The 12,428-nt window shown below is 71.1% G+C and carries 8 protein-coding genes; 2 read left to right on the forward strand and 6 right to left on the reverse strand.

Going from position 1 to position 12,428, the window contains the following annotated elements; translation table 11 throughout:
* Positions 1 to 292: 292 nt before the first annotated feature.
* Positions 293 to 1,768, reverse strand: coding sequence for a transcriptional repressor NsdA (gene nsdA / locus JKV81_RS26795; protein ID WP_129265663.1), 1,476 nt, complete (start codon positions 1,766 to 1,768; stop codon positions 293 to 295).
* A 421-nt stretch (positions 1,769 to 2,189) separates the two neighbouring features.
* On the opposite strand from nsdA, the gene JKV81_RS26800 reads away from it, so the two are divergent.
* Positions 2,190 to 2,837, forward strand: coding sequence for a bifunctional DNA primase/polymerase (locus JKV81_RS26800; protein ID WP_129265662.1), 648 nt, complete (start codon positions 2,190 to 2,192; stop codon positions 2,835 to 2,837).
* Between the two features lie 64 nt (positions 2,838 to 2,901).
* Here JKV81_RS26800 and ftsY read toward each other — a convergent pair whose 3' ends face one another.
* Complete coding sequence (ftsY, locus tag JKV81_RS26805; RefSeq protein ID WP_129265661.1) at positions 2,902 to 4,107, reverse strand: signal recognition particle-docking protein FtsY; 1,206 nt, start codon at positions 4,105 to 4,107, stop codon at positions 2,902 to 2,904.
* 110 nt (positions 4,108 to 4,217) lie between these two features.
* Here ftsY and JKV81_RS26810 point away from each other — a divergent pair, with 110 nt between their 5' ends.
* Positions 4,218 to 5,609, forward strand: a complete 1,392-nt coding sequence (locus tag JKV81_RS26810; RefSeq protein ID WP_202078174.1) for a purine-cytosine permease family protein — start codon at positions 4,218 to 4,220, stop codon at positions 5,607 to 5,609.
* Positions 5,610 to 5,703: 94 nt separating this feature from the next.
* Here the strand turns inward: JKV81_RS26810 and JKV81_RS26815 are convergent, their stop codons facing one another.
* The 4 genes from JKV81_RS26815 to JKV81_RS26830 form a co-directional block, all read right to left on the reverse strand.
* Positions 5,704 to 7,122, reverse strand: a complete 1,419-nt coding sequence (locus tag JKV81_RS26815; RefSeq protein ID WP_129265659.1) for a sugar porter family MFS transporter — start codon at positions 7,120 to 7,122, stop codon at positions 5,704 to 5,706.
* Positions 7,123 to 7,375: 253 nt separating this feature from the next.
* Positions 7,376 to 11,104, reverse strand: a complete 3,729-nt coding sequence (locus JKV81_RS26820) for an SMC hinge domain-related protein (protein WP_129265658.1) — start codon at positions 11,102 to 11,104, stop codon at positions 7,376 to 7,378.
* Between the two features lie 319 nt (positions 11,105 to 11,423).
* A complete protein-coding gene (locus tag JKV81_RS26825; protein ID WP_033304037.1) occupies positions 11,424 to 11,636 on the reverse strand; it encodes a hypothetical protein in 213 nt (70 codons plus the stop codon).
* A 436-nt stretch (positions 11,637 to 12,072) separates the two neighbouring features.
* Positions 12,073 to 12,354, reverse strand: coding sequence for an acylphosphatase (locus tag JKV81_RS26830; RefSeq protein ID WP_124274892.1), 282 nt, complete (start codon positions 12,352 to 12,354; stop codon positions 12,073 to 12,075).
* Between the last annotated feature and the right edge of the window lie 74 nt (positions 12,355 to 12,428).

Below are 12,428 nucleotides of genomic sequence, written 5' to 3' on the forward strand. Positions count from 1 at the left end.
CACGGTGAAAAGGTGCGGGCCGGTTATGCGCCATGAGATTCGCGCAGCGCGGTTTCCACGAATGCCGCACGGTGTTTCACCGCAGTGACGAAGAAGCGCCGGTTGTTACGTACCGATGAACCGGGGGTGTCGGGCCCCCTGTGCTGCCTACCATGCTGCCTGCGCCGCATACGGTGCGGCCGGAGCGCCCGGAAACGTGAACCGGCCACGACGGCGACCCGCTGACCTGGCAATGGGGGAGCCGAGTCGGGTGGTACGGGGGGCCGTCGTGGCCGGTGGCAGGGGGCCGGTGTCAGACCGCTTCGGCGGTCTCCGGCAGCTGCTCGGTGAGCAGGTCGGTGAGCCTGGCGACCTCGGGAATGTCGCCGAAGTCCCTGGCAGCGGTGTCGACGGTCTTGCGGAGCCGGGTGTTCACGCGCTCCGACCGGACGCTCTTGGCGATCTTCAGGGCCTGGGTGGCCAGCACGGTCGACTCCTCCGGCTCGCGCTTGAGCAGATGCACGGTGGCCATGCCGATCAGATTGAGCGCGAAGGACCGCTGGTGCTCCTTGTCCTCGCCGAAGAGCTGGACGGCGCGGGCCATGACGGGCTCCGCGAGCGAGGCGTACGTGGGGCTGCGGCCGGCGACATAGGCGAGGTCACGGTAGGAGTGCGAGTTCTCGCCGTGCAGCTCCGCCTCGGAGAAGAAGCGGATCCAGTCGGGCTCGGGCTCGTCGTCGAGGGCGGCGTCGGCGAAGGTGTCCTCGGCCATCCGGACCGCCCGCTTGCACTTGCTCGGCTGGCCCATGTTGGCGTAGGCGCGGGCCTCCATCGCATACAGCATGGACTGGGTCCGCGCGGTGGCGCAGTCCCGGCTTCCGTACTGCGCGAGATGGATGAGTTCGAGTGCGTCGTCGGGCCTGCCGAGGTGGATCATCTGGCGGCTCATGCTGGAGAGGATGTACGAGCCGAGGGGCTTGTCGCCGGCCTCCTTGGAGGCGTGCAGGGCGAGCACGAAGTACTTCTGGGCGGTGGGCTGGAGCCCCACGTCGTAGCTCATCCAGCCCGCGAGCTCGGCCAGCTCGGCCGCGCAGCGGAACAGGCGCTTCGCGGTGGCCTGGGGCTGCGGCTCCTGGAGCAGGTCGGTGACCTCGTGGAGCTGGCCGACGACGGCCTTGCGGCGCAGTCCGCCGCCGCACTGGGCGTCCCACTGGCGGAACATCGCCGTGGTGGACTCCAGCAGGTCCAGCTCGGGCCCGGAGAGCCGCGAGGGGCGGCTCTCGGCGGTCGGCAGCTCGGGTTCCGGCTGCCCCGCGCGGCTGACGGGCACCAGCCAGCGCTGCATGGGCTCGATGAGGGTGGGGCCGGCGGCCAGGGCGAGGGAGCTGCCGAGGAAGCCGCGCCGGGCGAGCATGAGGTCGCTGCGGGAGAACTCGCTGAGCAGGGCGACGGTCTGCGGGCCCGCCCAGGGCAGGTCGACCCCCGCCACCGAGGGCGCCTGGTGGGCGGCGCGCAGTCCGAGGTCCTCGACGGAGACGACGGTGCCGAAGCGCTCGGAGAAGAGCTCGGAGAGGATGCGCGGGATCGGTTCGCGGGGCTGTTCGCCGTCGAGCCAGCGGCGCACACGGGAGGTGTCGGTGCTGATGTGGTGGGCACCCAGCTGGCGGGCCCGGCGGTTCACCTGGCGGGCGAGCTCGCCCTTCGACCAGCCGCTCCGGACGAACCACGATCCCAACTGCCCGTTGGGGCGCTTCCCGGCATTCGTCTCGCCTGCGCCGCTGCCACTCACTGGAACGCCCCCATCCCGCCGAAACCTGTCCGCGCGAACCTCTACCAGAATGCCGTGCCCCGGCGCGGCCCGTACGGGCGTTGCGCACTATCGAACAGATCGGCGATTTGCCCGAGGCATAGTCAACTGCACATGCAATTGCAGCTTCGAGTACCCACGGTAATCCTACGATCACCGCCCCTGCGAGGGTCGTTGCAGAAACGCCACCATTCGCCACCCCTTCGAGTTAACCCGTTCGGCGCAGTCCGCGATTCACTTGACAGGTCGCGATCAGCAGCAAGCGGAGTGAAGCACTCAGGGGCGCGCGGTCCACTTCGCACACTCCTGCGACACCACCCCGCGCGCCGGCGGATCCGCGGCGGCGGAGGACGTCCCGTACTCCGGTCGTAACCACCGGTGAGTCGCACCCGTTGGAGGGGGCATGGGCTTCACGATCGGCGGCATCCGGGAGATGCGGTCCGGCACGCGACGGCGCGGCCGTGCTGCCGGGGCGACCGCGGTGGCCGAATACACAGGACTCTGGGGCTGGGCGGTGGCGCCGGGCGCACGCGCCTCGGCGGGCGTCTGCTCGTGCGGTGACACGGCGTGCTCCGCCCCCGGCGCGCACCCGCTGGACTTCGCCGACGAGGTGCCGCCGGGCGCCACCCTCGGCATGGCCACGGACGCCTGGGCCGAGGTGCCGGGCGCCTCGATGCTGCTCCCCGTGGGCCGGTCGTTCGACGTGCTCGACGTCCCCGAGGCGGCGGGGAGGCGCGCACTGGTGCGGATGGAGCGGATGGGCCTGCCGCTGGGCCCGGTGTCGGTGACGCCGTCCGGCCGTACCCAGTTCTTCGTCGCCCCCGGGGCCGCGGCCGGGCTGCCCGGGCTGCTCTACCGGATGGGCTGGGACGACGCGGACCTGGACCTGCGCGCGCTGGGCCGCGGCGCGTACGTCACCGCTCCCCCGTCGGACCTCGGCGGCCTCGGCCCGGTCCGCTGGCTGCGCCCGCCGGTGCCGGACACGGCCGCCGCTCCCCCGCAGGCCAGGCTGCTGCTGGGCACCCTCGCCTACATATGCCACCGGTGGTGAACGCCGAAGGGCGGTGAACCCTCCGGGGTCCACCGCCCTTCACGCGTACCCGGGGTACGTGCGGTCAGTCGCCGATCAGCGCGTCGACGAAGGCGCCCGGCTCGAACGGCGCCAGGTCGTCCGGCCCCTCGCCGAGGCCGATGAGCTTCACGGGGACGCCCAGCTCGCGCTGGACCGCGATCACGATGCCGCCCTTGGCGGTGCCGTCCAGCTTGGTCAGGACGATGCCGGTGATGTCGACCACCTCTGCGAAGACCCGCGCCTGGACGAGGCCGTTCTGTCCGGTCGTGGCGTCGAGGACGAGCAGGATCTCGTCGAGCGGACCGTGCTTCTCGACGACGCGCTTGACCTTGCCGAGCTCGTCCATCAGGCCGGTCTTGGTGTGCAGCCGGCCCGCGGTGTCGATGAGCACCACGTCGGCGCCCTCGGCGATGCCCTCCTTGACCGCGTCGAAGGCGATCGAGGCGGGGTCGCCGCCCTCGGGCCCGCGCACCGTACGGGCGCCGACGCGCTCGCCCCAGGTCTGGAGCTGGTCGGCGGCGGCGGCACGGAAGGTGTCCGCGGCGCCGAGCACGACGCTGCGGCCGTCGGCGACGAGCACCCGGGCGAGCTTGCCCGTCGTGGTCGTCTTGCCGGTGCCGTTGACCCCGACGACCATCACGACGCCGGGGGTCGCTTCGCCGCCCTCGGTCTTCACCGTGCGGTCGAAGTCGGGACCGAGCAGGGTGACGAGCTCCTCGCGCAGCAGGGTGCGCAACTCGTCGGGCGTACGCGTGCCGAGGACACGGACCCGCTCACGGAGCCGCTCCACGAGCTCCTGGGTGGGGGCGACGCCGACGTCGGCGGTGAGGAGGGTGTCCTCGATCTCCTCCCAGGTGTCCTCGTCGAGGTTGTCGCGGGACAGGAGCGTGAGCAGCCCCTTGCCCAGGGAGTTCTGCGAACGGGCGAGCCGGGCGCGGAGCCGCACCAGGCGGCCGGCGGTGGGCTCGGGGACTTCGAGCTCGGGGATCTCCGGCTCGATGACGACGGGGGTCTCCTCCACGGGAGTCCCGGCGCCGGGGAGACCGACCTCCTCGATGGTGCGCCGCGCTTCGTCGCGCGGCGTCTCGGCCTCCTCGCCGACGTGGGGCTCGGCGGGAGGAGTGAGGGTCGGCGTGCTCGACGGTGCCGAGGGCGGCAGCTGCTTCTTCTTGCGGCTGCTGACCACGAGCCCGCTGATCAGGCCGACCGCGACCAGGGCGATGACTACAGCAAGGATGACGATTTCCATAACGCGTCCAGTATCGGCCACAGCCGTGGTCCGGCGCGGCTGCCGGGAGCTGCGGGCGTCCACCGCATGGTCGGTATGCCACGTTTGGGCGTAAAGGTACGCTGCTGCCCGTGGAGAACCGCGGCCTGGATCCCGTCCCCGACGACGAGCGGACCGGCCGGGTCCGCAGCCTCTTCCCCACCTGGGTGACGGCGAACATGACGGTGCTGCTGCTGACCGTGGGAGCCGGGCTGACCGTCTTCGACGGGCTGAACTTCTGGCAGGTGCTGTTCGTGGCGGTCACGGCGCCCGTGGTCTCGTTCGGGCTGGTGGGCCTCGTGTCGATCGCGGGCAAGCGGGGCGGGGCGCCGGGCATGGCACTGTCGAGGGCGGTCTTCGGGCAGCGCGGCAATCTCTTCCCCGGGGCCCTGCTGTGGGTGGTCCGCTGGGGCTGGGAGACGGTGAACGCGGTCACCGGCTCGTACGCCCTGCTGGCGGTTCTCGATCTGGCGTTCGGCATCCGGCGTACCCACACGCTGATCCTGGTGACGCTGACGGCCTTCGTCGCGGCGAGCTTCCTCGTGTCCGGGCTGGGGATCAGGGCACTGCGCCTGTCCTCGCGGACCTCCGTCCAGCTCTTCGGCGCCGCGAGCCTGCTCGTCCTGGTCCATCTGATCGGCTCGGCCCCGTGGCGTACGGTCCTGGACCGGCCCCCCGGCCCGTCGGCACTGATGATCGCGGGGATCGGGACCCTGGCGGCCGGCGGGATCAGCTGGGTCCCCTCCGCCCCCGACTTCGCCCGCTACCTGCCACGCTCCGCCTCCGGCCGCGCGATGGTCGGCGCGGCCGTGGGCGGGGCGCTGGTCACCGTGCTGCCGATGGTGATGATGGGCGCGGTGATGGCGGTGAGCTCGCCGCACCTGGCGGTGACGAAGGATCCCGTGGCGTTCATCGGCGAGCTGCTGCCGAAGTGGATCTCGGTGCCCTATCTCCTGACGGCGGTCGTCGGCATGGCGCTGATCAACGCGATGTCGATGTACTCCGCGGGCTTCACCGCGCAGACCCTCGGGTTCGCGATCCCCCGCGCCTGGGCCGTGGGCGTCAACGCGACGATCAGCCTGCTCCTCGGCGGAGCGCTGATGATGGTGGCGACCAGCTTCATCGACACCTTCCTGTCGTTCCTCACGCTGCTGGGCGTGACGTTCTCCGCGTGGCTCGGGGTCTTCGGCGTGGACCTGCTGAGAGGCCGTACGTACGATCCCGTGGCCCTCATGGACACCGCGCCGGGCAGCGGCTACTGGTACGCCGGGGGCTTCAGCCGGCCGGCCATGGCCGCCTGGGCCGCCGCCCTGGTGACGGGACTGCTGTTCACCGAGGTCGAGTGGTTCTCCGGCCCGCTCACCGCGTCCTGGATCGGGCGTCACGGGCTGGGCTGGGCGGCCACGATCCTGGTCGCGGCCGGGGTGTACGCCGCGCTGCCGCGCCCCGCGGACGGGATGGGCGGGGAGCCGGCCAGGTTCTGACGCCGTGTCCGGCGGCCGGGCCCGTGACATGCCGCTGCCCCGGGCCGGCATGGGGCCGGACCGGGGCAGCGGTCGAGGAGAGGGGCAGCGGGGATCAGCCCATCTCCTCCAGCGCCTTGCCCTTGGTCTCCTTGACGAACTTGAGCACGAAGGGGATCGAGAGCACGGCGAAGCAGGTGTAGATGATGTAGGTGCCCGACAGGTTCCAGTCGGCCAGGCTCGGGAAGCTCGCGGTGATGGCCCAGTTGGCGATCCACTGCGCGGAGGCGGCGACACCGAGCGCCGCGGCGCGGAGCCGGTTCGGGAACATCTCGCCGAGGAAGACCCAGACCACGACACCCCACGAGAGGGCGAAGAAGAGCACGAACACGTGGGCCGCGATCAGGGCCACGACACCCTGGGTGTTGGGCAGCTTGCCGTCGACCAGGTCCGCGGAGAAGGCCCACGCCTCGAACGCCAGGGCGATGGCCATACCGGTGGAGCCGATGAGTGCGAGCGGCCGGCGGCCGACCCGGTCCACCAGGATCATGGCGATCACGGTGCCGATGATGTTGATGATCGATGTGGTGAACGAGTAGAAGAACGAGTCGGTCGGGTCGATGCCGACGGACTGCCACAGCGTCGCCGAGTAGTAGAACGCGACGTTGATACCGACGAGCTGCTGGAAGATCGACAGCCCGATACCGACCCAGACGATCGGCAGGAAGCCGAAGCGGCTCCCGAGCAGGTCGCTGAACTTGGACTTGTGCTCACGGCGCATGGCCGTCTCGATCTCGTTCACCCGCGCGTCGAGGTCGACGTTCTTGCCCTCGACCTCTTCGAGGATCTTCCGGGCACGGTCGCGCTTGCCGACGGAGATCAGGAAGCGGGGCGACTCGGGGATCGCGAAGGAGAGCAGTCCGTACAGGACGGCCGGGACGACCATCACGCCGAGCATCCACTGCCAGGCCTCGAGGCCGCCGATCTTGCCGCGCTGGTCACCGTCGGCGAGCTGCAGGATGCCGTAGTTGACCAGCTGGGAGATGGCGATGCCGATGACGATCGCGGCCTGCTGGAAGGAGCCGAGGCGGCCGCGGTAGGCGGGCGGCGAGACCTCGGCGATGTAGGCCGGGCCGATGACCGAGGCCATGCCGATCGCGAAGCCGCCGATGATCCGCCACATGGCGAGGTCCCAGAGGGCGAACGGGAGCGCGGAGCCGACGGCGCTGATGGTGAACAGCACCGAGGCGATCTGCATGCAGCGGATACGGCCGATCCGGTCGGCGATGCGTCCCGCCGTCGCCGCGCCGATGGCACAGCCGATCAGCGCGATGGCGATCACCTGGGCGAGCGTTCCCGATCCGATGTCATAGCGGTGACGGATGGCCTCGACCGCACCGTTGATCACGGAGCTGTCGTATCCGAAGAGGAAGCCGCCCATCGCTGCGGCTGCGGTGATGAAGATGACATGGCCGAGGTGGTCCGGGTGGGCCTCCCGGGCTCCGGACTCCGGTCCGCGAGATGTGCTGGTCACATGAACTCCTGGTACCTGGCCGCAACGTCAGGTGTGGGGGGTGAGCCCTCCTAGTGGCGCACAGCTTCCGGCCGACCACCACTTGAAGGTAAAAACAACATTGCTGAGGTTATGCGTTCAAGTTTCGAAGTCAAGACTCCGGTTCCGGTGAAGAGGTTCCTCACAAGTACCCAGGAGCGCCCAAAAGGTGCGTTGAAGTGTTGAAGATTCGGTAAAGACGATGTGACCACGCGTCAGCCACTGCGGGGAGGGCTCAGCGCAGCCGCTGGCTGATCACCTTGGAGACTCCGTCGCCCTGCATCGAGACGCCGTACAGCGCGTCGGCGACCTCCATCGTCCGCTTCTGGTGCGTGATCACGATGAGCTGGGAGCTCTCCTGGAGCTCTTCCATGATCCGGATCAGCCGCTGCAGATTGGTGTCGTCGAGGGCCGCCTCGACCTCGTCCATGACGTAGAACGGGCTCGGCCTGGCCTTGAAGATGGAGACCAGCAGGGCAACGGCCGTAAGGGATCGCTCGCCGCCGGACAGCAGCGAGAGCCGCTTGACCTTCTTGCCCGGCGGCCTGGCCTCGACGTCGAGACCGGTCGTCAGCATGTTGTCCGGGTCGGTGAGGATGAGCCGGCCCTCGCCGCCCGGGAAGAGCCGGGAGAAGACGCCCTCGAACTCACGCGCGGTGTCCCGGAACGCCTCCGTGAACACCTGCTCCACCCGCTCGTCGACCTCCTTGATCACCTGCATCAGATCGGCCCGGGTCTTCTTCAGGTCTTCGAGCTGCTCGGAGAGGAACTTGTGCCGTTCCTCCAGCGCCGAGAACTCCTCGAGGGCGAGAGGATTCACCTTCCCGAGTTGCTGGTACGCCCGTTCGGCCGCCTTCAGCCGCTTCTCCTGCTCGGCCCTGACGAACGGCCTCGGCAGGTTACGCGGATCCTCCGGGTCCGCCGGAAGCTCCTCGCCCTCCGCCGCGGGCGACGGCGGCACCAGCTGCTCGGGGCCGTACTCCTCGGCCAGGCCGGCCGGCTCGACGCCGAACTCCTCCAGCGCCTTCGCCTCCACCTGCTCCATACGCAGCCGCTTCTCGGCCCCGAGCACCTCGCCCCGGTGTACCGAGTCGGTGAGCCGGTCGAGCTCGCTCTTGAGGTCACGGCCGCGTCCCCGCTCGGCCGCCAGCTCCCGCTCGCGCTCGGCCTTCGCCGCCTCGGCCCTGCCCCGCTCCTCCTCGGCCCGTACGACCGAGACCTCGACATGGGCGAGCAGCTGGCGGGCGCCCGACGCCACGGCGGTGGCCACGGCGGCCTCGTGGCGCAGCCGGGCCCGGCGCTGCTCGGCGCGGGCGCGCGCCTCACGCTCGGCACGGGCCCCCCGGTCCAGCGCGTCGGCCCGCCCGGCGAGCGCCTTGACGCGTTCCTCGTGGGTACGGGCCTGGAGGCGCGCCTCCATCTCGGTCTGGCGGGCGTTGGCACCGTCGGCGGCGAGCCGGTCGCGTACGGAGGTGTCGGGCTCCTCCTCGACCGGGGTCTCCTCGGCGACCAGCAGCCGTTCCGCCAGCTCCTCCGCCTCCTCGGTGGCCCGCTCCAGCGCCTCCTGCGCCCGGGCGGCCGAGGCGGTCATCCGCTCGGCCTCCCCTGCCGCGCCACGGGCCTGGCCGGCCAGCCGCCCCAGCTGCTGGGCCACTCCGGACTTCTCCCGCTCTCCGGCGCGGCGCCGCTCGCCCAGCTCCTCGGCGCGGGCCGCGCCCTCGGCCCGCCGTGCGGCTGCGGCGCGCTGGGCCGAGGCGAGTTCCTCGCAGCGCACGGCCAGCTCGGCCAGTTCGGCGGCGGCCTCGTCGACGGAGGCCTGGACCTCCAGCAGGCTCGGGGCCCCTGCGGACCCGCCGTGCGCGAAGTGGGCGCCCAGGACGTCTCCCTCGGCGGTGACGGCGGTCAGCCCGGGGTGGGCGGCGACCAGCTCCTCCGCGTCCTCCAGGGTGCCGACGACGACCATGTCCCGCACCAGCCGCCCTACGGCCGCCACCAGTTCGGCGGGGCCCCGCACCAGTCCGGCGACGGCGGGCGCGGCGGTCTCCCCGGTGGCGACGGCCTGACCGGCCTGCACCGCGCCCGCCGTCGCCGTCCCCGAGGCCGTGGCGTCGGACCCGGCACCGGATGCCGTGACGGCCGAGGGGGCGTGCTCCGCCCCCGAGGCCTGGCCGGGCACCTGTCCCGCGAGGCCGTCGCCGGGCTGCCTCAGCTGCTCCGTGGCCTGGGCGGGCACCTGTCCGCCCGCCGCTCCGCCCGTCAGCAGCGCCGCACGCCCCGCGTCCTGCTTGCGCAGCAGGCGGATCGCGTCCGCCGCCGTGGCCGGGCCCGTCACCGCGACGGCGTCGGCGGCCGCGCCCAGTGCGGCGGCCACCGCGACCTCGTACCCGGGGGCCACGGTGAGCAGCTCCGCGACCGGTCCGAGCAGTCCGGTGAGCCGGTCCCCCGCGCCGAGCAGCACCCCCGTGCCGTCCTTGCGCCGCAGGCCCAGCGACAGCGCCTCGTGCCGTGCGGAGACGGCCGCGCGGCTGCGCTCCGCCGCGGTGACCGCCTCGCGCGCCGCGCCGAGGGCCGACTCCGCCCCGGCGAGCTCCCGCTTGGCCGCCTCGTGCTGCTCCGCCAGTTCGGCGTCGCCCGCGTCCAGCCCCTCGACCTCGGCCTTGAGCTGCTCGTACTCCTCCTGGGCCGCGACCGCCCGCTCCTGCGCCTCGTCCCGGGACGCGGCCAGCCGGTCGATCTCGGCCTGCGCCGAACCCGCGCGGCTGCGGGCCGCGTTGACCTGGCCGTTGAGCCGGGCGAGCCCCTCGCGGCGGTCGGCGATGGCCCGGGCCGCGTCCCGGAGCCTGCGCTCCTCGGACGCCAACTGCCGCTCCAGTTCGGCCCGGTGCGCGGTGGTGTCCTCCAGGGCGTGCTCGGCCGCTTCGAGCGCCGCCTCCAGCTCCGCCTCCTGCTCGCGGATCCGGGCGGCCTCCCGCTCCATGTCCTCCGGGTCCCGCCCGCGGCGCTCCTCCTCCGGCGCGGCGGTGGCGCTCTTCACGCGGGCGTCGGCGAGGGAGGTGGTGCCCCGCACGCGCTCGGCCAGCTGCGAGAGCTCGTACCAGGTCTGCTGGGCGCGCTGGAGCCGGGGCGCGAGCCGCCGCACCTCGTCCTCCAGGTCCGCCTCGCGGGCGAGTGCCGCCTTGAGGTCGGCCTCCGCCGCCTCACGGCGCTTCTTGAGGGCCGCCTCGTCGGCGATCTCCTCCCGCAGCGCCTCCCTCAGCCGCACCAGGTCGTCGGCGAGCAGCCGCAGCCGGGCATCGCGCAGATCGGCCTGGATGACGGCGGCCCGGCGCGCCACGGCGGCCTGCCGGCCCAGCGGTTTGAGCTGGCGCCGCAGTTCGTCGGTGAGGTCCTGGACGCGGGCCAGGTTGGCGCCCATCGCCTCCAGCTTCCGCAGCGCCTTCTCCTTGCGCTTACGGTGCTTGAGGACTCCGGCCGCCTCCTCGATGAAGGCGCGGCGTCCCGTCGGGTCGGCGTGCAGCACGGAGTCCAGCCGGCCCTGGCCGACGATGACGTGCATCTCGCGGCCGATTCCGGAGTCCGAGAGGAGTTCCTGGATGTCGAGCAGCCGGCAGGTGTCGCCATTGATCTGGTATTCGCTGCCGCCGTTGCGGAACATGATCCGGGTGATCGTCACTTCGGCGTACTCGATGGGGAGCGCGCCGTCGGAATTGTCGATGGTCAGCGACACTTCCGCCCGGCCGAGGGGTGGCCTTCCCGTGGTGCCGGCGAAGATCACGTCTTCCATCTTGCCGCCGCGCAGGGATTTGGCCCCCTGCTCCCCCATGACCCAGGAGAGCGCGTCCACCACATTCGATTTACCCGACCCGTTGGGGCCGACGACACAGGTGATCCCCGGTTCGAACCGCAGGGTGGTGGCGGAGGCGAACGATTTGAAACCACGGAGGGTCAGGGCCTTGAGGTGCACGCCGCCGGACTCTACCTTTCACTCTCGGTTTCGCTGATGAAGGTGCAGGGCACATCAGACGTTAAGCGAAGAGCGACAGGCCGACGACGGCCCGGGGGGAAAGAAAGAAGGGACGCCGGAGCGTCCCTTGTAAATCATGCACGGTGCTGCTGTGCAGTCATCCGAGCACAGTCCAGCGTGACGGATCGCGTGCGGACCGGACCACGAGCATTCCTCGGTGCTCCGGAACATTCCGGGACGACGATCCGTGACGAAGACTTCGGTGATTGATCCCGAGCGGCTGGCGTATGGCCCGGCCGGCCCCGGCAGGGCCGTGGGGTCAGGTCAGCGCGGGCTCCGCCTGGGGTACGTCGATGTCGATGCTGTCGAGCAGCGACTCCTGGTGCTGAGCGGCGGCGTTGAGCGCGTCGTTCTCGTCCTGGATCCGTACGAGCTCGGATTCCAGGTCCTGGACGCGCTTCTGAAGCCGTCGCATCTCGGCGAGGAGTCGCGGATCGGAACCGCCGACGTAACCGAGAAGCGCCTTTGCCATGATGAGAGGTCCTCCACACTGAGTGACCGACCGATGCGGTGTGGGTCGTGAGGGAATCGCACCCGCGGTGCTCAGCAGTGCTGTGAATTCACTGCTGTTCTGCTGTCACCAGCTCTGCCGAACAGCTGAGGTGCGCGGGGATTTCAGCGTCTCACCAAAAAGTTTGACGGTCAACACGATCACACGCCAGGGGGCCGGGTGTCCCGGGGGCGCGCGGGCTGACGATCTTGCGGCGCGACTCTCCTGCGGGGCCCGAGGGGCGTGGAGATCTTCGTCAATGCCGCAGCCTGGCATGGCGTGCGCCTCTTGGCAACCATGTCCGGGTACCGGCTCCTTCCGCAGGTCATTTCGGGTGCGGCACTCCCGCGCGGCCTCCGTTCACCGCCCGCGATCCCTCGTGCGCGCAGCGGATCCGGGTCCCTTTTCCCGGGCGGGGTCAGCGGATCGCGAATCCCTCGTATCCACCGCGCGGGGTGTCCCAGATCTCAGTGACGCCGTCCACGCGTCCGGGTGTGTCGTCGGATCCGAGCCAGTCGAGCAGACGGTGGCAATTGTCACGCGGCCCTTCGGCCACGACCTGCACCCGTCCGTCGTCGAGATTGAGGGCGAAGCCGGTGAGGTTTCCGATCTCCAAAGCATTTGCCCTGGTGAACCAGCGAAACCCTACTTGCTGTACTCGGCCGCGTACCCATACGACGAGTCGTGCGTCTTCGTTCATGCCCGAACGCTAACCGGCCAATTGCACAAGGAGCACGCCGCCCCAATCCGCCATGGCGTAAGGTCCCCTCGCAA

The sequence above is a fragment of the Streptomyces silvae genome, from assembly GCF_016745505.1.
GTDB lineage: Bacteria > Actinomycetota > Actinomycetes > Streptomycetales > Streptomycetaceae > Streptomyces > Streptomyces silvae.

Coding starts and splice junctions, on each gene's coding strand:
- JKV81_RS26800 (WP_129265662.1), top strand. CDS start 2,190: ATGGGCTTCACGATCGGCGGCATCCGGGAGATGCGGTCCGGCACGCGA.
- ftsY (WP_129265661.1), bottom strand. CDS start 4,107: ATGGAAATCGTCATCCTTGCTGTAGTCATCGCCCTGGTCGCGGTCGGC.
- JKV81_RS26825 (WP_033304037.1), bottom strand. CDS start 11,636: ATGGCAAAGGCGCTTCTCGGTTACGTCGGCGGTTCCGATCCGCGACTC.
- JKV81_RS26830 (WP_124274892.1), bottom strand. CDS start 12,354: ATGAACGAAGACGCACGACTCGTCGTATGGGTACGCGGCCGAGTACAG.